Raw genomic sequence first — 18,823 nt, 5'->3', positions numbered from 1 at the left:
GGGTTAGTAGTTAAGTAACTCTAAAATACGGTTCAGCTCATCAACAGATACAAACGGGATCTTGATCTCGCCTTTACCGTCGTTGTTTGCTTTCACCTGTATTTTAGTACCAAACTGCGAAGACAAACGGGTCTCTACCTGCTTTATTTCATCCTCGTATTTATTGAACTGCAGTTTCTGCTGCGGATCCGGCTTTTTGTTAGCGTTTTGCAGGTTACGCACCAGCTCTTCCACCTTACGAACCGAAAGTTCTTCAGCAACCACTTTCTTGAACACTTCCAGCTGGTTCTCAACCGTATCGATGTTAATAAGCGCACGCGCGTGGCCCATCGAGATCACGTTATCGCGCAGGGCGATCTGGATATCTGGTGGCAGTTTGAGCAGGCGCAGGTAGTTTGTTACAGTTGTACGCTTTTTACCTACACGGTCGCCCAGTTCTTCCTGCTTCAGGCTACACTCCGAAAGTAAGCGCTGGTAGGAGAGTGCAATCTCGATCGCGTTCAGGTTTTCACGCTGAATGTTCTCGATCAGGGCCATTTCCAGCATCTGCTGGTCGTCGGCCTTGCGAATGTAGGCTGGTATAGTGGTAAGGCCAGCCATTTTAGCCGCCTGGTAACGGCGCTCCCCCGAAATAAGCTGGTAGCTTTTCTGGTCGAGCTGACGAACGGTAATAGGCTGAATAATGCCCTGTATCTTGATAGACTCCGCCAGTTCTTCCAGTGCGCCCTGATCGAAGTGGGTACGCGGCTGGTATGGGTTCGTCTGTATCTGGTCTATGGCTATATCTGCGATAGTATTGACTTCATTAATGGTGTTCGAATCAATTTTACCTGTGTACTTGTTACCCTCCAGAAGAGAGCCAAGGCCTCTGCCGAGGCCTCCTGTGCGTTTAGGTGCTTTATTTGTGTTATCAGACATGTAAGGGTAGGGTTATTTCTCCAGTGCCACGCTGTTTTTCTCCGCAATTTCACGGGCCAGGTTCAGGTAACTCAAAGCTCCTTTACTTTCAGCATCGTGCAAAATAGCCGGTAAACCAAAGCTTGGCGACTCACTCAACTTCACATTTCTTGGAATGATCGTATCAAAAACCATTTGCTGGAAGTGTGTTTTCACTTCTTCCACCACCTGGTTGCTCAGGCGCAGGCGCACATCATACATGGTTAAAAGTATGCCTTCTATAGCCAGTTCCGTATTCAAACGCGACTGAATGATCTTGATCGTGTTCAGCAACTTGCCTAAGCCTTCCAAAGCGAAATACTCGCACTGTACCGGAATTACTACCGAATCAGCAGCAGTAAGCGAATTAACTGTGATCAGACCCAGCGAAGGAGAGCAGTCGATGATGATGAAATCATATTTACTGCGCAGCGGGTTAAGTACCTGGCGCATTTTCTCTTCACGGTTGTCCAGGTTGATCATCTCCACCTCGGCACCAACCAGGTCGATGTGCGACGGGATCAGGTCCAGAAACTCAATATTTGGCGCATTCAGGATGATGTCTTCCACTTTTACATCCTCAACCATGCACTCGTAGATGCTGGATGTGATGCTCGCCGGGTCGAAGCCAAGGCCAGATGTGGCGTTGGCCTGCGGGTCGGCATCAACCAGCAGTGTTTTATATTCCAAGGCTGCCAGGCTTGCCGCCAGGTTTATGGCTGTGGTGGTTTTACCTACGCCCCCTTTTTGATTGGCAACCGCTATTATTTTTCCCATGCTATACTTATAGGTTTATAGTTTGACCTATCTCCATCAGAATTAACTCTTTGCCAGCCATCTGCGCTACTTCCTTCACCTCTTCGTGGTCTATGGCAATGTATGGAAACGTGTCGTAATGCATTCCGATGAACTTATCTACCTGCACAAAATCGGCAGCGATAAGGGCATCGTGTATATCCATTGTAAAGTTATCACCGATCGGCAACAGTGCAAAATCAAGGTCGAACTGCTCCGGTATCAGTTTCATATCGTAAGTTAAGGCGGTATCGCCGGCAAAATAGAAAGCTTTATCTTCTGTTTCTACCACAAACCCAGAAGCTACACCAGCATACGTACCATCAGGTAAGGAGCTTGAATGTACAGCAGTTACCATCTTCACTGTTCCGAAAGGCAATGTAACCTTACCGCCAATGTTCATCGGGTGCGTTTTCTCAATCCCTTTCTCGCCGTACCAGGTCGCTATCTCGAATGTAGAAACTATAGTTGCCTCGTTGTTCTTGGCAATGCGCTCGGCATCGTGCACGTGGTCCTGGTGGCCATGCGACAACAGTATGTAATCAGCTTTGATGCTGTCTACATCAATATCCTTTGCCAGTTCGTTAGGCGAAATGAACGGATCGAACAAAACGTTGTGATCCCCGATCTTAATTAAAAAGCAAGACTGTCCGTAGTATGTTATTTCCATGATTTACTGATTAGTGCTTACTTATCTACGTTAGTTATTTTTATCTTGCACAAAGATACATTTTTTTGACCACTTTATCCGGATGCAAATCACAACAAAACGCCTTTATTTATCCACCGTTTTTGCCCTGTTATCCACCGTTTTGCTCGTGAGCCAGTCTTGCACTGAGGCCGGAAAAAATGGAACGAACAAAACTGTTTTCAGGTATAATCAACCCGAAGCTTTATCGTCGCTGGACCCTGCTTTTGCCCGCAACCAGGCTAATATCTGGGCCACCACACAATTGTATAACGGGCTGGTAGAACTGGACCAAGAACTGAAAATTGGGCCTGGCATTGCCAAAAGCTGGGAAGTATCGGAAGATGGCCGAACCTATAGTTTTATCCTTCGGGATGATGTTTACTTTCACGACCACGAAGTTTTTAAAGGCGGTAAAGGCCGCAAAGTAACGGCACAGGACGTAGCCTATAGTTTCAAACGTATTATTGACCCCGCTACCGCCAGCACCGGCGCATGGATCTTTAACGACAAGGTGTTAACTGATATAAACGGTGCAATTTCAGATACGGCTTTCCTGGCGGTGAACGATTCTACTTTCAAGATCTACTTAAATGAGCCTTTTATTGCTTTCCTGGAGATACTGACAATGCCGTATGCGTTTGTGGTTCCACAGGAAGCCGTAGCCAAGTATGGCAAAGACTTCCGGGCAAACCCGGTAGGTACAGGCCCTTTTGTGTTTAAGCAGTGGGACGAAGGCAATGCCATTGTGATGCACAAGAACCCGAACTACTGGAAGAAGGATGAAAAAGGAGTGCAATTGCCTTACCTGGATGCCGTGCAAATCTCGTTTATTACCGACCGTAAATCGGAGTTTCTGACCTTTATGCAGGGCAAACTGGATTTCCTTTCCGGGGTGAGAGAAGGCTCGCGGGATTTGATATTGAACAACGATGGAACGGTGCAGGACGATTTCAAAGGCAAATTTACGGTACGAAAAGAGCCTTACCTGAACACAGAGTACATTGGCTTTCAGCTGGATCCTAAAAACCTGAAAAACCCAAGCCCGGCGATACAGGATAAACGTGTGCGACAGGCGCTGAACTATGCCATCAATAAAAAAGAGATGATCGCTTACTTCCGGAACAACATCGGTATACCGGGGCATTCGGGCATGGTGCCACCGTCGCTGCCATCTTTCAGCCAGGAGAAAGTGCCCGGCTATAGTTACAACCCTAAAAAGGCACGCGAATTACTAACTGCTGCCGGCTATAGTTTACAGAAACCGCTTAAAATGCGCCTGGGCACTGTAGCCGAGCACAAAGAACTGGCAGAGTACATGCAAAAAAAGTGGGCCGAGGTAGGCGTGCAGGTTGAGATTGACATCAACCAGGGACCGGCCCACCAGGAAATGGTAGACAACGGTCGCTCAGAGTTCTGGATGAAATCGTGGCTGGGCGACTACCCGGATGCCGAAAACTACCTGGCGCTGTTCTATAGCAAAAACTTCTCACCAGCCGGGCCTAACAAAACCCACTTCGTAAACAAGGACTTCGACAAACTATACGAGCAGGCAAAACTGGAGCGAGACGTGAAAAAACGCTGGGAACTATACCAGGCTATGGATAGGATAGTGGTAGAAGAATGCCCGGTTATTGTGCTGTACTACGACGAAGTGCTTAGATTAACTCAGAACAACATCAAAGGCCTGGAGCCAAACCCGATGAACATGTTAAAACTGGAGCGGGTGCGGAAGATTTAATTAGGAATTAGGAATTAGGAATTAGGAATTAGGAATTAGGAATTAGGAATTAGGAATTAGGAATTAGGAATTAGGAATTAGGAATTAGGAATTTCTTTGGACAACTATAGAATTGGAGTATTATAACAGAAATGCCCGGCTAATGCGTTAGCCGGGCTTTTTTATTCAGGTTTATTTTTACTTACAGCTCACGATCCGAAGGGTCGCGTCTGGTCGGGTCATTCCAGTTCGGGTCATCTTCCGGTCTGATGTTTCTGTTTTTCGGATTGAGGCGGTCTACCTCTACGTCGGTTTTGCGGACCTTGTCGCGGATAATTTCGTCGCGCTGGGTCTGTTCTTTGCTCAGGCGTACTTCTTCTACCACACGGGCTTCTTTGTTCACAACAGGCACTTCTTTATGCTCTGTCATTTCAATACTGCCCTCTTTAAAATTCTGGAAGTCGCGCTCGGTGGCTGGCCGGTTAACTGGTCTGCGCTCCACGTGTACATGCTCTTCGCGCAGGCGCAGGTGCTCTTCCACCGGCTTTTCGATGATGCGGCTACGCATGTGCACGCCGCCTGTCTCTACATCGCGTTTACCAACGTTCATGCGCTCTTCCACGATCGGAACCGACTGGTTGGTGTTTAGGTCTCTTCGTTCATGGATGTCGCTGGTGGTGGTATTTGTACCACTTCTGAACTGGCTTGCACGCTCATCCACATCCACAGCTCCACACTGGTCCAGCGTTCTGGCAGCTGCTTCTGCTTCCTTCCGCGAGTCTGCGTGTACGGTGACTACCCAGCCTTTGCGGGCAACATCGCTATACTTTCTGGTTTCCTCTTTATCGCTTCCGAACAGGGAGCCGAAAAAATTGCTTACCCGGTCTTTATCGTGCCGGGCAGTGGTGCCCCCTACTTTATCGCTCGTGGTCTGGTCCGATATATCAATATGATCCGATGGTATTCTGTTACTTTCCAGTTTTTGCACAGCAGCTTGCGCATCAATACCCTTCTCAAAAATTCCAATCACTGTTTGTGCCATAGTTTTATACTGTTTTTAGGTTGTACATGGGTTGAAAGATCAGTAGCTGTGTATCATTGGGCAGGGTTGTTTAGGTTGTCGTTCTGTTCCCGGTCTACGTTTATTTCCTCCCGTCGCAGCAGTACCGGTTCGGTCCGGTGTTCTTCGGTGCGGCGCCTGGTTATGTGCAGCTCTTCCACCACCTTTATGCGTTTTACCAGCACCAGCTCTTCGCGCAGCACCGGCACTATCATTTTATTGCCTTCGTAACGCACAGCTGGCGGGGCCTCGTCTACGTACTGGTCAACCGGCACGCGCTGCACGTCTACTTCCTCGTGCACCACCGGCATGTCTATCAGCACTTCATCTTCGCGTACATTTTTAGAAATGCGCACCCTGCCCGACTCTACGGTCTGCTTCGTGATGTGTGCCTGTTCTTCTATCACCGGAATTACTTTCTCTTCGGTTTCTCCCGGAGCATAATCTGCCGTAGGTATGGTGGTATCAGGGTTTCGGGCACTTTCCCGTAGCTTTTCCTCGAATTCTGATAATTGTACTTTTTTATCCTTTTTGCTCATATCTGATAAATATGATATAGTGTAATAGCTTTTTTGAAGACAGTAAAATAAATGATACTGCCCTATAGTTCTACGACCGTAGGGTGGAGGAGTTATTTGAACTGCAATTTGATGAGCGGCAGGATAGAGTAGGAATGGCGCTATTTTTTAGCAAAAGTCCCTGAAAAAGGAGGCAGGCTGCATCGGAACTGAACGAACTATAGCCAGGCAATAACGATAGTTTTGTGTTCCGGAGTTAGTACAAAGTGCAACTTCCAAACTCTGAAACGCTTAAACCGCTTAACTTCCCGTGATCCAGCGCTCCAACAGATCGCCAACTATAAAAGCGACGCCGGCAGCCAGGGCACCCAGTGTAACCGTCTCCAGAATGCCGCGCCAACGGTTTACGCCTGTCACGTAGCTCTTCAGGAAACCAATAACGCCGAAACCGAGGAAGGTAAGCGTACAGGCCCACAGAAACACATCGCCGGGAAAGCCCAACACGTAATCCCACAGATAGACCAGCAGCGGAATGAACCCGATCAGCAGAAATGAACTATAGGTGACGACCCCAATGGCAAACGGGGATTTGCTGTCTCGGATAAGCTCCAGCTCATTGGCCATCATTTCGTTGGCCCAGCGTTCTTTATCCTGGGTAATAACGGCTACCACCTGCTCCAGCAGCTCTCCCTCAAAGCCTTTGGCGCGGTAAATATCCCGTACCTCTTCCTTCTCAATAGCGGGGTAGTTCTCAATCTCGAAATACTCGGTGCGTTTGTGCTTGTCGTAGTTGTCGCGCTCCGATTTGGCCGACAAATAAGCACCTACCGACATCGAGAAACCATCGGCAAGCAGGTTGGCAAACCCGAGAATAATGATAACAGAGCTCTCGAGGTTAGCGCCTACAGCACCAGCCACAACTGCAAACGTGGTAACGCAGCCATCTATGCCGCCATACACAAACTGGGCAAGGTACTCCTGAAACTTAGAGAACAGCTGATGTGCCGATTTTTCGTTGTGCGCCATGCACTTAAGGTACGCAGAACACCGTGAAATCAAAAATGCCGGGCAAAGTTTGGTCCGGCATTTTTGATGCTGTATAGTTAGTGTTTTTAACGGATTGGTATAAAATACGCTGATGTGTATTTTATATAGTGTTGTAAGAAATTATTCTACCCCTTCTTTCAAAAGCATAATGCCAATTAGTATAAATGCTATACCGCCTATATACCCTTTTAAATGCATAATATAGCTTACTGATAGTGAGGGTTTACGAGCCTTTTCATCTTTATAAGTTATGTAAAGAATTACAAAGCCTACTAAAAATGAAACTAATGAATACACTACCTGCATCAGTATTTACTTTCTTCTTTATGGGTTATAAGGTGTTAAACTTTAAGATTATACATTGATAGCACGGTCTTTTGTGTACTATCATTAGCCACCTTAATTTATAATTTTAATTAGTTACAGCGGATTAGGCTTTGCGGTGGCGCAGCTACCGTGAAGCTCGTGTTGTGTTAAGTAATTCTTTATTCTTCAAATTCCTGCATGTATGCTACAAGCTTCTCTTTAAAGGCTTGTATACTTTTTTCTTGCTCGTACTTCGGATACTTCTGATTTATTTTCTCAAAGAGCTGCTTGTATTCAGATGTTGGCTCTTCTGACATCATAATTTCGTACCCAATATAGTTGGTCAGTTGAGATAGCTCAACAGGACAGCACGAGTATCTTTCAGCGAACTCTTTCGGGTAAGCTTCCACATATTTCATTGCGTAAAGTCCTACAACTTCAGATAAAGCACCGTCTGACTTTTCTACAACAACTTTGAAGGCAGGAAATACTGAATCTCTGGTTGCTTTATTGGAAGAGCTTAACGAATCCATTAGGGCAAACGTCACATGGTTGTCCGCTGGCTGAAGGCTGTCTTTTAATATAAGCCTTACTATCTCCTGTTGGCTTAAGTCTGCTAAATAATACTGATGTGATGGTATCCTTAATGTATCTTCTTCTGCTGTAACTGGCAGAGGTATTTCTGAAGTTTGATTGGTAGTTGTACTTTCTGTTTCCTTTTCTGAAACGTAGCTACAAGAAAAAAGAGCCGTTAAACTAAGTATGGCTAAGAGTGTTTTCATGCTTCTTATTTGACACAACTATGGTATAACAGGAGTACTACTCCTGTTAATCTGCACTATGTGTGGTGTTGTTTTAAGCTACTGATTCACTATAGCCCACAAGATGTATTATATCCCGAACCACCCTATATAAATATAAAAAATGTATCTGCATTTTACTATTTAGTTATCCTGTTTGGTGAAAAATAATTGCATCGGTTGGAATAGGTTAGCAATGTAAACCAAATAGCCTTTCAGGAAGCGTAGATAGTAGCCTGAAATGTGAACCTGGCGTGTAAAGCCTTTTTGTGCGGTGAGGTTATCCGTGTTGTACCCGTATAACACGGAAAGGCTTTAGTACCATTCACCAACTGTACAAATTCTTTCGAAGCTGTTTTCATTTACCTTGCACATGCTTCCAGAGCAGTGCATGCACCTCATCTATAAACCGGATCAATTCCTCTGGGCCGCCTTCCTGATGTTTGATGTGTTTTACTTCTTTGCCTGACTGGTAAAAATACAGGTGTGTGGCCGGCATGTCGGTCCAGCTGGTTTTGTACAGCTTTTGGAGCTTGCTATAGTTTAATTTATCGAGGTTGGTCTGCAGTTTCTTCAGTTCTTTTTCCGAAAGCTGGAAAGTGATGGTGTCTGTAACAGGTGTGTATTTAAAGGGAGCAAACAGCACCTTGCCTGTGCTATAGATGGTAGCCTCGTAGGCAGGGCAGGGACCATAGCACGGCGATTTCCGGTAAACCAACAGCGGCTCTTCAGCTTCCGTAACTGTGCCTATAGTTTCAGCGCTTTTGCAACCCAGCAAAGCCATACTCAACACAACTATAGTTAGAGTGATCAGTTGTTTTGTTATATTAAGTAAGGTATGGAGCATCTTTACCAATTATGAATTAGAAATTAAAAATTAGAAATTAGAAATGTTGAGCCGGGCAACTATAGAGCTATAGTTATAATATCAGGTTCAGCTGTGAACCCTCGTTTGTCCCGGCTCAAACTATATTTTAGCGGCGGAGTTATAAAGTATAGCACACTACGAAGCCAGATTTTCTAACTTTCTAACTTTCAATCTTTCTAAATGTCTTCACTTTTTTACTTTTACCAGTTTGCCGTTTTGCATTTCGTACACTTCGGGTGTGCAGTAGTTGCATTCCTTGTAGTTTAGGGTAGAGTCGGGTGGGTTAACTATAAAAATGCGGCTGTTCTCACTGAACTTGGCACCTACGCTGCTTTGTATCTTCTCCACGATCTTGCCTGTTTCGCGGTCAACTATAAAATGCTGCTGGCAGGTGGTGCCGCACCCAACGCTTACCACTGTATATTTCCCGGCAAAATTTACGCCTTTGGCCATGCCTTCGCGCAGGGCAATTTTAAAGCTACGGGCATCTTTGTGGCTTTCCTCATCAATAGGGGCCAGCTTACCCCGGAACATATTGGGCACGTTATAGTTGCCACTGTTCATATATTCTTCGGTAGTGATGCGGTAGTGCTCGTATTGGTCAAGGTCTTCTTTGGGATGTGTGGCTGCGTTGACAGAGTCGCGGTGAAGTTGTTTTTCCAGTTTGGGGTGTGTGCTTGCCAGGCCTTTGTCTTCGTCGGAGTTGGAGTTGCAGGCAACGGCTATAGTTGCTGAAAGCAGCAAAAGGGCATATTTCAGGTTCTGATGCATAGTTTTATAGTTTGTAGTCCTACATACGATACTGCGGCAAGTATAGTCAAACAAAAAGCCCGTCTGCAAGTGCAGGCGGGCTTTTTGTGTATAAATCAGAAAACCTGAGGCTTATTTTTTAGCGCCTTTGTTCTTTTTCTGCTGTTCTTTTTCAGCGGCTAAGCGCATTGCTTCCTGCATACGCTCGGTAAACGACGGGCCACCTGTTTTCTTTTTGTCTTTGCGTTTCTCTTTGTTGTCTTCCAGTTTAGCGCGCACTTTGCCTTCATCCACAAAACGGCGGATAATGGCCTGCTGACCAAATGTTACCATGTTGGAAACAAAGTAGTAGAACGACAGACCTGCCGGGAACGAGTTCAGTACGAACATAAAGATAACCGGCATCAGGTAACTATAGAACTTCATGGCACCCTGCATCTGGGCGTTCATCTGGTTGTTAGACCAAGTGTACAGGATCGTGGAAGCCGTCATCAGCAAGGTAAACATACTCACGTGGTCGCCATAAAACGGAATGGTGAACGGCAGTTTGGCAAATACGTCGTAGGTCGAAAGGTCGGTTGCCCACAGGAAGGGCTCCTGGCGCAGTTCGATCGAGTTCGGGAAGAAGTTGAACATCGCAAACAGGATCGGGATCTGCAACAGCATCGGGATACAGCCGCTCAGCGGGTTCACGCCCATTTCGTTGTAGAGCTTCATGGTCTCCATCTGCGTTTTCTGCATGTCGCCGTCGTTACGCTCTTTAATAGCATCAATTTCAGGTTTCAGCACCTTCATTTTTGCCATAGAGTAGAACGACTTGTAAGTAAGCGGGAACAGCAGCGTTTTAATATAAAGTACCAGCAGGATAATGATGATACCATAGTTGCCGATGTAGTTCTCCAGGAAGTCGAATGCCGGGATGATGAGCCACTTGTTTACCCAGGCAAAAATACCCCAGCCCAGGTCCAGGTTCTTCTCAAAATTATCGCCTATGTTCTTTAGTATCTTATAGTCGTTCGGGCCGAAGTAGTACATAAACTCCGCGCCGCCTTTCAGCACATCGTCGGCTGGGATGAGTGCCTGCGTGGCCAGCGTTTTAACTATAGTGGTATCGGCAGGGTTGGTTTCGGACTGCAGCTTGGCACCGGCAAAAGCCTCGTCGGCTATAATACCGGCTGTAAAGAAGTTCTGCTTGTTGGCCACCCATTTTACCGGCTCGTTCAGGTCAAGGGTTTCTTTCTCTTCGGAGATAGACAGGTGGTCGTAACCGTCCTCAACAGTAGCATAGTTAAGCGTTGTTTTGGCACGGTTCTGCTTAATGTCGCGCTCCAGCTGCTTAATGCGGTCTGTCCAGGTAAAGGTCAGGTTTTTGCCGCTCAGCTGGCTTTGCAGGCCTTCAAAGTGCAGGGCATAACCCACCTGGAAGGTCTCATCATACAGGGTATACGTCTGCTCAATGTACTGGCCATTGCCCACATCGGCACGGAACGTAATTACCTGCGTGCTTACATCCTTATCCGTACCTTTTTTTACCTCAGAAGCGGTGAAGTACAGGTCCGACAATTTGATAACCTTACCATCTTTGGTAGTAAAGGCTACATCGGTCTTGTTACTTTCCTTGTCAAAAAGCACCAGTGGCTCGCCCTGGTAGGTCTTATAGTTCTTCAGCAATACTTCTTCTACCTGCCCGCCTTTAGAGGTAAGCGTAACACGGATGTTCTGGTTCTCGAGGGTGGTAGTAGTGGCCTGGCCGGTGGCTGCCGTAGCAAAAGAGCCCAGGGTAGCTGCGCGTTTCGCCTGCGCCAGCGAGTCGTCGGGGGCTGTAGTGGTAAGAGGCGCCTGTTCTACATTGGCTACCTGCTCTGTTGCCTGTGGCGTAGTGGCCTGCTCATCGGTACCCGCAAAAAAGAACGAGTAGGCGAGTAGCAGCAGGGCAATCAGTCCGAAGCCAATAGCTTGATTTCTATCCATTTAATAAAAGTGTAATGTGTTATAGGTGTTATTTAGATTTTGTATAGTTCATGGCCGCTTTCACAAATTTAGTGAACAATGGGTGCGGGTTTACAACAGTGCTTTTTAACTCCGGATGGTACTGAGCCGCTACAAACCACGGGTGGCTCTGCAGCTCTATCACTTCTACCAGCCCGGTGTCCGGGTTTATACCGGTTGCCATCATACCGGCCTCTTCAAAAGCGGCAATATACTCATTGTTAAATTCATAGCGGTGGCGGTGGCGTTCCGAAATTTTAGACTTCCCGTAAATAGAGAAAGCTTTTGAGCCCTTTTTAAGTTCACAGCTGTAAGCACCTAAGCGCATGGTGCCCCCTTTCTGCGTAATTTCTTTCTGGCCTTCCATCAGGTCGATCACCGGGTGAGAGGTATTCTCGTCCATTTCGGTAGAGTTGGCGCCTTCCAGGCCCAGCACGTTGCGGGCAAACTCCACGGCTGCGCACTGCATACCAAGGCAAATGCCAAAGAACGGCACATTATTTTCGCGGGCAAAGCGGATAGCCTCCAGTTTACCTTTAAAACCACGCTCGCCAAAGCCAGGAGCTACTAAAATACCATCCAGGCCCTGCAGCGTCGCCACCACGTTCTCGTCGTTTATAGTTTCTGACTGGAACCACTTCAGGTTTACCTTACACTCGTTGGCAGCACCCGCGTGTACAAACGCCTCTACTATAGATTTATAAGCATCCGGCAGCTCTACGTACTTGCCCACCAAGCCGATATTTACCTCCGCAGTCGGGTTTTTAAGGCGACCCAGGAATTCTTTCCATCGTTCCAGTTCCGGCTCGGCACGCTGCGGCAGCTTCAGTTTGCTGATCACACGTTCGTCCAGCTTTTCCTTGCGCATCATCAGCGGCACATCGTAGATCGTTTCCGCATCCAGCGACTCAATTACCGAATTTTGCTTTACGTTACAGAAAAGGGCTATTTTTTTGCGTAGCTCTACCGGAATGTGGTGTTCCGAGCGGCAAACCAGAATATCGGGCTGCACACCGGCTTCCGACAGGTCGCGGACAGAATGTTGGGTTGGTTTTGTTTTCAATTCGCCGGCAGCTTTCAGGTAAGGTACCAGAGTCAAGTGTATCACGCAGGTTTCGTTCACACCCAGCTCCCAGCGCAGCTGGCGTACGGCCTCAATAAACGGCAACGACTCAATATCGCCTACACAGCCGCCAATTTCGGTAATGACAATATCATACTCGCCGGTCTGGCCTAACAGCAGCATGCGGCGCTTTATCTCATCAGTAATATGCGGAATAACCTGCACGGTCTTGCCCAGGTAGGCGCCCTCGCGCTCCTGCATAATTACGTTATAGTAAATGCGGCCGGTGGTTACGTTGTTTGCCTGGGAGGTAGGCACATTCAGGAAACGCTCGTAGTGGCCCAGGTCCAGGTCAGTCTCGGCGCCATCTTCGGTTACATAGCATTCGCCGTGCTCATACGGGTTCAGGGTACCCGGATCTATGTTAATGTAAGGATCGAATTTCTGGATGGTTACAGAGAACCCTCTTGCCTGCAGCAGTTTAGCGAGTGAAGCGGAAATAATGCCTTTACCAAGGGAGGATGTTACACCACCGGTAACAAATATATATTTAGTAGCCATAAGTTAGGTTTAACTGTATGGGCTGCAAAGTTACATCTTTTATTTGATTATCCGGCAGCGAGGTGCGGCATTGTGTTAATTTTGCTATAGTTGTCAATTGCTGGCGCAAGCGTCCCCGCTCGTGACTTTGTATGGTGTCAAGTCTCCCGGCTAAACTGATCCGGCAGGGATAGGCTTGCCTTTAGCGCTGGCTATAGTTAATGATAATGACCTCGCAGCGTGCGCAGCTCCTGCTAGCGTCTGGCGCTATAGTTGACGTTAGTTGCAATTTGGACCAAGCCGTTGTTTTATAGTTTCCTCCAATCCTGGGAGCTCTAAGAGCCTATAGTTCTATAGTTTCGTTGGCTCCCTCCTGGGCCGGGAGGCCCCGTCTTCGGGCATCGCGCTGCTTTCGCTTCCTTGGCCCCTGCGTCGCCATGCCTGACGGCACCGGAACCTCTCGAGGCGCTCAACCTAAAGACTGATATCAGTTTGATAGGTAAGTTATAGTTGCTTGTACATGCTCTTAGTCAATGCAGATCTGTTTTACTCATGGCTATAGTTCCGTGGGGCCAAGTGAACTTGGCCTGCTCATGGTCTGTAACTGAACTATGGCTTCAACTATAGTAAGACAGAGACTGTCCCCTTGAGGGGACTACAGGGGTGTTAAAGCAGCAACTATAAAACTATAGCTGTTCCAACTATAGCAAGGGCAGAAAAGTCCCCCTTTGAAGGGGGTAGGGGGATGACCAACCGTAACCATAGAACTGTAACTCAAACTATAGCAAAAGCCCTCATCCTGAAAATCCCTAAATCCTGTAAATCCTGATTCAGACAAACTCCCTCTCCTGTTTTTAGGAGAGGGATGGGGTGAGGTATAACTTAGGTGTGTTAATCATTAACTATAAACTATAGCTCCAACTATAGAACTATAACCCCAATCATAAAAATCAGTCAAATCCCTCTAATCACTGGTCAAATTTAAAACAGACCCAGTTGCTTGCCTTTGCTGGTGCAGAAGTGGCTATAGTTGTAGGGCTTAGTTGCCCGGCCGGACATGTATTTGTGCTTACTTATATTGAACAGCCTGGCTATGGTTTCGGCAAATTTGCCTTCGCCGCGCATGCGGGTGCCAAACCGGCTGTCGTTTAGTTGTCCGCCGTGGCAGTCTGCTACCTGGTTCAGAATTTTTTGTGCGCGGTCCGGGTAGGCCTGTGTTACCCAGTCAGCAAAAAGGGGCCCTACCTCGCCGTTCAGCCTGACGATGGTATAAGCGGCGTTGCAGGCACCGGCATCGGCAGCCTGTTTTATGATCTGCGGAATTTCTGAATCATTGAGGCCGGGGATAATGGGCGCCACCATTACGTTTACAGGGATGCCAGCGGCACTTAACTGGCGTACTACTTCCAGCCTTTTCAGGGCCGAGGCAGTGCGTGGTTCCTGTTTCTGGCGTAGTTTCTCGTCGAGGGTCGTAATGCTGATGTTCACGTGCACCAGGTCCAACTTGTTCAGTTTGGTCAGCAGGTCGAGGTCGCGGAGGATCAGCGCGTTTTTGGTGATGATACTGACCGGGTGTTTGTATTGCAGGAGTATTTCGAGGATGCGGCGGGTCAATAGTTTTTTGGCTTCGATGGGCTGGTAGCAGTCGGTGTTGCCAGCCAGCATGATGGGCATTACCTGCCAGTTTTTGCTTTCGAGCTGTTTTATAAGCAGTTCCGGCGCATTTTCCTTTACTATCACTTTGCGCTCAAAATCCAGCCCGGCACTATAGCCCCAGTACTGATGCGTGTTGCGGGCATAGCAGTACACACAACCATGCTCACAGCCTTGGTACGGGTTCAGCGAATAGCCCATGCCCAGATCCGGGCTATCAATTTTGTTAACTATAGTTTTCGGATACCCTGTTATAAATTCAGTTTTAGCGTTGTTCATCATTGGCTCGTCCAGGCCTTCTATGTGCGCTGCTACATATTCCTGCTTCAGGTAAACATTAGCCGGATTATATTGTGCACCGCGGCCTTTCAGGTAATCTTCTGCTTTCATAGTTATCAATACTTGTGCTAAGTTAATTAGTTTTGCTAAATAAGTTAGTTTTTGTTTTTGAATTTATGATGGGGTAGTTGAGAAGATCAAAGCTCAAGCACAGGAAAATAACCTAAGCTATGATCAGGAGCGCAAAACCGGGCAGCTTAAAAGCAGGACGCAAACGATAGCGGCATAAAAAAACACCGGCCCTTGTGGGGCCGGTGTTTTCTACAAACTGATCTATAGTTACTTCATTAACTTTTCGGGTTCAGGATGTTATCAATACGCACCAGAGCATCCTGCAGGTGGTATTTGGTCATGGTATCGTTGGTTTTGGCAATAGATGTTCTGATCTGGTTGCGCAGTGTTGTCAGTTCGCCACGTACCAGCGGGCGGATATCAGACTGCGATACATTCACCGGCGTGCCCGCTCTGAAACGCGATGCTGCCGATGGGGCATCTTTCTGGTCTGTCATCAGGAACTCCATGCGCTCCAGGTAACCACGCTGCAGGTTGCGGCGATACACATCTATTGATTTACCAGTCGTGATCTCAGACCAAACGCCTTTGCGCAGGTCGGCCATCATTTCCGGAAGGGTGTAGGCTTTGTTACCCAGTGTGGCCTGTCCCTCTATCAGGCGTGCCATGCGGCCCGGCTCCAGCAGGTTGTTCACAATGCTTACCTGTGCATTGCGCACTCTGTCTATAGTTCCAGCCGATTCTATTTTGCGCAGAATGTTATCATCCAGCATCCAGGTTGGCGTGGCAAGGCCCTGCTCGTTGAGGAACTTCATGGCGCGTTGCTGCTTTTCTTTGGCAACCGGCTCGTACACGTTACCGGCCTGGTCGTAGGTTTTATAGGTTTCGTACACACCGCCTACGTTAGCCGTTACGTGGCCCATATAGCGGTTCCACTGGCCCAGTACCTGCATGTACATTTCCTCCAGGTCGTCGTAGTTCTTGTTATCCTCGGCGGTCCATTTTATCAGGTTTGGCATAATACGCTTCAGGTTGGCAATACCATAGGTACTGGCCAGCATCGCATCATCTCCCAAATCCTCGGTCTGCGACGAAGGGTCTATGGTACCGAACTGCTGACGACCAAAGCGGTACATCGGGTCGTTCTCGTGGGCTTTGATCCAGGCATTCAGCTTCGTTTTATTATCGTAGCCGTGGGTTTCCGGGAAGTAACTATAGCCCCATTTAACGGCATGCTTATCGTACACACCAATGCCCGGCATCAGTGCTACGTCTTTGTCTCCGGGCTGCGCCACATAGTTAAAGCGGGCATAGTCCATAATAGACGGTGCAGTACCCATTTTCTTAGTGAATTCTGCATCACGGAGTTTCTCAACCGGGTAAGCTGCGCTGGAGCCCATGTTGTGTGGCAGGCCCAGGGTATGGCCCACTTCGTGAGATGATACAAAACGGATCAGTTCGCCCATTACTTCATCAGAGAACTGTATGCTGCGCGCATCCGGGTTAACGGCCGCTGTCTGTACAAAGTACCAGTTGCGCAACAGATTCATTACGTTGTGGTACCAGCCAATGTGGCTTTCCAGAATTTCGCCAGAGCGCGGGTCGTGTACGTTTGGTCCGTAAGCGTTCTGTGTTTCAGAAGAAAAATAGCGGATTACCGAATAACGAGCATCTTCTGTGCTGAATTCAGGATCTTCTTCAAAGGTGGGTGGATCTTTGGCAATGATCGCGTTTTTGAAACCGGCCGCTTCAAATGCCTTGTTCCAGTCCTCTACACCTTGTTTCAGGTAAGGGCGCCACTTCATTGGGGTGGCTGGGTCTATGTAATAAACAATAGGTTTTACAGGCTCAACCAGTTCGCCGCGGGCATAGGCCTCTTTGTCTTTTGGCTCCAGTTTCCAGCGCACAATGTAGCGGCGCTTGGCAGCACGCTGCTCATCGGTGCCATAGTCTGTCTGCGAAATGGTGAAGAACCCAACACGCTGATCGTAGGTACGGGCAGGCATTGGCGTTTTAGGCAACAACACCATCGAGTGGTTCAGCTCTAAAGAGATGGTTCCGGTGCTGGAGTTGGAAGGTGCGTTTCCGGCCTCATAGGTCATCAGAGAGCGGGCCTCGATGTTGGTCGGGAAGCTTTTGATGCTCTCGATAAAAGAGCGTTTGTCGTCCAGACGTCTTACTTTATAGGTATCGCGGTTGCGCTGGTCCAGGCCCAGAGCCGGCACATCTTTCGAGAAGAAATCGGTTACCTCTACTACAGAAGCACCATTGTTAAACGCTTTTATATCAAACGCCTGAATGACAGGAGCCAGGTTGGAGTTTTGTACCGAGTGATATACTTCCAGCGAGTCGGCGGCCACGTTTTCGTAAGAGATCACGCGCAGCAAAATGCGGTTTCCTTTTTTCTCCCAGCGCAGCATCTGGGTGTTCAGTTCCTCGCCACCATAGCCAATGTTGGCAGCAGTTTTAGCGATGCGGCTTACCATCAGCATGTCGCGGCCCAGCAGCGTATCCGGAATTTCGTAATAATACTTGTCGTCCAGGCGGTGCACTTTAAACAGACCTTCGTCGGTCAGGGCCTTGTCGGTGATCACCTGCGCATAAGGCTTCGGCTGGCCGTCGTCCTTTTTAGGAGCCTGCTGCGGGACAGTTACCTCTTGCTGGGCTTTCTTTTTCTTTTTGCTTTTTTGGGCGGAAGCAGGAGGTGCTATAACGGCACCCGCCAGTAATAAGGCCACCACCGGAGCAAAACGTAAATTTTTACTCATGTGTTAGAAATGTGTTAGTTAGATTAGGTTAGTAGCTCAGGAGCTGTGTTTTTCTTAAAGATAGGAAAGTCTTAGAGAATGGCAATAGTACCTGTGGCTGTTGTTAAGACTGGAACTTGGTGTAATGGTTTAATCAAAGTTTTCTCTTTTGTATCGTTGATCGTTAATTGAGGGATCAATGAATATTGTCATGTCAAGCATTCTTGAGACGTGAAGTCGAAGAGAGCAAGCGTAGCTGTGAGATATCTTATGTATCCTATAGTAACTATTGTCATTTCGAACAGAGTGAGAAATCTATCTTAGCCTATAGTTGCTAAAGACCTAGCAGCGTGCGCAGCTCCTGCTAGTGTATAGTACTATAGTTGACATTGCCTACTAATTGAACCAAGCCATAGTTGTATAGTTTATACCAATCCTGGGAGCTCTAAGAGCCTACAGTTTTATAGTTACTTTGGCTCCCTCCCGGGCCGGGAGGCCCCGTCTTCGGGCATCGCGCTGCTGCCTTCTTGCTACCCTCGCTAAAGCTCGTGTTGCCTGACGGCACCGCAACAAGTCAAAGGCGCTCAACCCAAAGACTGATAACAGTTCGATAGCTCATGCCATAACTATAGTTTATTTATTTGCTCTTGGTTAGAGCAGATCATCTTTTCTCGTGGTTGTAGATCCAAAGGGACAGGTCGCGACCTGTCCGCTCTTGGTTTGTAATTATGAAACTATAGCATAAACTATAGCAAAGACGCAGACTGTCCCCTTTAGGACAAGTGAGAACGAGAGTTCGAAACTTGCGAGCGCAGCTCACAGGGGTGTTAAAGCAGCAACTATAGAACTATAAGTTCAACTATAGCAGTATCAAAGTTCCCCTCCTTGGATAAGGAGGGGCAGGGGTGGTTTGAAACCAGTAAACTATAGAACTATGGCCTCAACTATAACTAAAGCACAAACATCCTCTCCTGTTCTGGGGGTAGGGGCCC

General features: G+C 47.6%; 14 protein-coding genes. 1 reads left to right on the top strand and 13 read right to left on the bottom strand.

The window, feature by feature from the left end; translation table 11 throughout:
- Window positions 1-3: 3 nt before the first annotated feature.
- Genes H7F15_RS12690 through H7F15_RS12680 form a run of 3 tightly spaced genes read right to left on the bottom strand, consistent with a single transcriptional unit; the run spans window position 4 to window position 2,401 of the window.
- Window positions 4-918, bottom strand: a complete 915-nt coding sequence (locus H7F15_RS12690; RefSeq protein WP_185197363.1) for a ParB/RepB/Spo0J family partition protein — start codon at window positions 916-918, stop codon at window positions 4-6.
- A 12-nt stretch (window positions 919-930) separates the two neighbouring features.
- Window positions 931-1,713 (bottom strand): ParA family protein, encoded by a 783-nt coding sequence (locus tag H7F15_RS12685; protein WP_185197362.1) that lies wholly within the window; start codon window positions 1,711-1,713, stop codon window positions 931-933.
- A gap of 7 nt (window positions 1,714-1,720) precedes the next feature.
- Window positions 1,721-2,401, bottom strand: a complete 681-nt coding sequence (locus tag H7F15_RS12680) for a metal-dependent hydrolase (RefSeq protein WP_185197361.1) — start codon at window positions 2,399-2,401, stop codon at window positions 1,721-1,723.
- Between the two features lie 82 nt (window positions 2,402-2,483).
- Here H7F15_RS12680 and H7F15_RS12675 point away from each other — a divergent pair, with 82 nt between their 5' ends.
- Window positions 2,484-4,160, top strand: a complete 1,677-nt coding sequence (locus H7F15_RS12675) for an ABC transporter substrate-binding protein (RefSeq protein WP_185197360.1) — start codon at window positions 2,484-2,486, stop codon at window positions 4,158-4,160.
- A 181-nt stretch (window positions 4,161-4,341) separates the two neighbouring features.
- Here H7F15_RS12675 and H7F15_RS12670 read toward each other — a convergent pair whose 3' ends face one another.
- The 10 genes from H7F15_RS12670 to H7F15_RS12625 form a co-directional block, all read right to left on the bottom strand.
- Window positions 4,342-5,181 carry a YsnF/AvaK domain-containing protein gene (locus H7F15_RS12670; RefSeq protein ID WP_185197359.1) on the bottom strand — a complete coding sequence of 280 codons (840 nt, stop codon included), beginning with the start codon at window positions 5,179-5,181 and terminating at the stop codon, window positions 4,342-4,344.
- A gap of 53 nt (window positions 5,182-5,234) precedes the next feature.
- The gene (locus tag H7F15_RS12665) at window positions 5,235-5,738 is read right to left on the bottom strand and encodes a YsnF/AvaK domain-containing protein (RefSeq protein ID WP_185197358.1); all 504 of its coding nucleotides are present in this window, start codon (window positions 5,736-5,738) and stop codon (window positions 5,235-5,237) included.
- 279 nt (window positions 5,739-6,017) lie between these two features.
- Entirely contained in the window at window positions 6,018-6,743 is a 726-nt protein-coding gene (locus tag H7F15_RS12660; protein WP_185197357.1) for a VIT1/CCC1 transporter family protein, read from the bottom strand.
- A 506-nt stretch (window positions 6,744-7,249) separates the two neighbouring features.
- Entirely contained in the window at window positions 7,250-7,852 is a 603-nt protein-coding gene (locus H7F15_RS12655) for a hypothetical protein (protein ID WP_185197356.1), read from the bottom strand.
- Between the two features lie 376 nt (window positions 7,853-8,228).
- Entirely contained in the window at window positions 8,229-8,717 is a 489-nt protein-coding gene (locus H7F15_RS12650) for a DUF6438 domain-containing protein (protein WP_185197355.1), read from the bottom strand.
- 207 nt (window positions 8,718-8,924) lie between these two features.
- Entirely contained in the window at window positions 8,925-9,509 is a 585-nt protein-coding gene (locus tag H7F15_RS12645; RefSeq protein WP_185197354.1) for a hypothetical protein, read from the bottom strand.
- A gap of 111 nt (window positions 9,510-9,620) precedes the next feature.
- Complete coding sequence (gene yidC / locus H7F15_RS12640) at window positions 9,621-11,459, bottom strand: membrane protein insertase YidC (RefSeq protein ID WP_185197353.1); 1,839 nt, start codon at window positions 11,457-11,459, stop codon at window positions 9,621-9,623.
- Window positions 11,460-11,487: 28 nt separating this feature from the next.
- Window positions 11,488-13,101, bottom strand: coding sequence for a CTP synthase (locus H7F15_RS12635; RefSeq protein WP_185197352.1), 1,614 nt, complete (start codon window positions 13,099-13,101; stop codon window positions 11,488-11,490).
- Between the two features lie 960 nt (window positions 13,102-14,061).
- Window positions 14,062-15,123, bottom strand: a complete 1,062-nt coding sequence (locus H7F15_RS12630) for a PA0069 family radical SAM protein (RefSeq protein WP_185197351.1) — start codon at window positions 15,121-15,123, stop codon at window positions 14,062-14,064.
- A 236-nt stretch (window positions 15,124-15,359) separates the two neighbouring features.
- On the bottom strand, window positions 15,360-17,852 hold the full coding sequence (locus H7F15_RS12625) for a zinc-dependent metalloprotease (RefSeq protein WP_185197350.1): 2,493 nt from the start codon (window positions 17,850-17,852) through the stop codon (window positions 15,360-15,362).
- Between the last annotated feature and the right edge of the window lie 971 nt (window positions 17,853-18,823).

This window comes from Pontibacter sp. Tf4 (genome assembly GCF_014212495.1).
Taxonomy (GTDB): Bacteria; Bacteroidota; Bacteroidia; order Cytophagales; family Hymenobacteraceae; genus Pontibacter.
The sequence above is the reverse complement of the archived record's forward strand: the minus strand, read 5'-3'. Positions and strand labels throughout refer to the sequence as shown.

What these genes read in the sequence shown, in the direction of transcription:
- H7F15_RS12690 (WP_185197363.1), bottom strand. Translation starts at nt 918, where the DNA reads ATGTCTGATAACACAAATAAAGCACCTAAACGCACAGGAGGCCTCGGC.
- H7F15_RS12665 (WP_185197358.1), bottom strand. Translation starts at nt 5,738, where the DNA reads ATGAGCAAAAAGGATAAAAAAGTACAATTATCAGAATTCGAGGAAAAG.
- H7F15_RS12635 (WP_185197352.1), bottom strand. Translation starts at nt 13,101, where the DNA reads ATGGCTACTAAATATATATTTGTTACCGGTGGTGTAACATCCTCCCTT.
- H7F15_RS12650 (WP_185197355.1), bottom strand. Translation starts at nt 8,717, where the DNA reads ATGCTCCATACCTTACTTAATATAACAAAACAACTGATCACTCTAACT.
- H7F15_RS12685 (WP_185197362.1), bottom strand. Translation starts at nt 1,713, where the DNA reads ATGGGAAAAATAATAGCGGTTGCCAATCAAAAAGGGGGCGTAGGTAAA.
- yidC (WP_185197353.1), bottom strand. Translation starts at nt 11,459, where the DNA reads ATGGATAGAAATCAAGCTATTGGCTTCGGACTGATTGCCCTGCTGCTA.
- H7F15_RS12655 (WP_185197356.1), bottom strand. Translation starts at nt 7,852, where the DNA reads ATGAAAACACTCTTAGCCATACTTAGTTTAACGGCTCTTTTTTCTTGT.
- H7F15_RS12670 (WP_185197359.1), bottom strand. Translation starts at nt 5,181, where the DNA reads ATGGCACAAACAGTGATTGGAATTTTTGAGAAGGGTATTGATGCGCAA.
- H7F15_RS12680 (WP_185197361.1), bottom strand. Translation starts at nt 2,401, where the DNA reads ATGGAAATAACATACTACGGACAGTCTTGCTTTTTAATTAAGATCGGG.
- H7F15_RS12645 (WP_185197354.1), bottom strand. Translation starts at nt 9,509, where the DNA reads ATGCATCAGAACCTGAAATATGCCCTTTTGCTGCTTTCAGCAACTATA.
- H7F15_RS12675 (WP_185197360.1), top strand. Translation starts at nt 2,484, where the DNA reads ATGCAAATCACAACAAAACGCCTTTATTTATCCACCGTTTTTGCCCTG.
- H7F15_RS12625 (WP_185197350.1), bottom strand. Translation starts at nt 17,852, where the DNA reads ATGAGTAAAAATTTACGTTTTGCTCCGGTGGTGGCCTTATTACTGGCG.
- H7F15_RS12630 (WP_185197351.1), bottom strand. Translation starts at nt 15,123, where the DNA reads ATGAAAGCAGAAGATTACCTGAAAGGCCGCGGTGCACAATATAATCCG.
- H7F15_RS12660 (WP_185197357.1), bottom strand. Translation starts at nt 6,743, where the DNA reads ATGGCGCACAACGAAAAATCGGCACATCAGCTGTTCTCTAAGTTTCAG.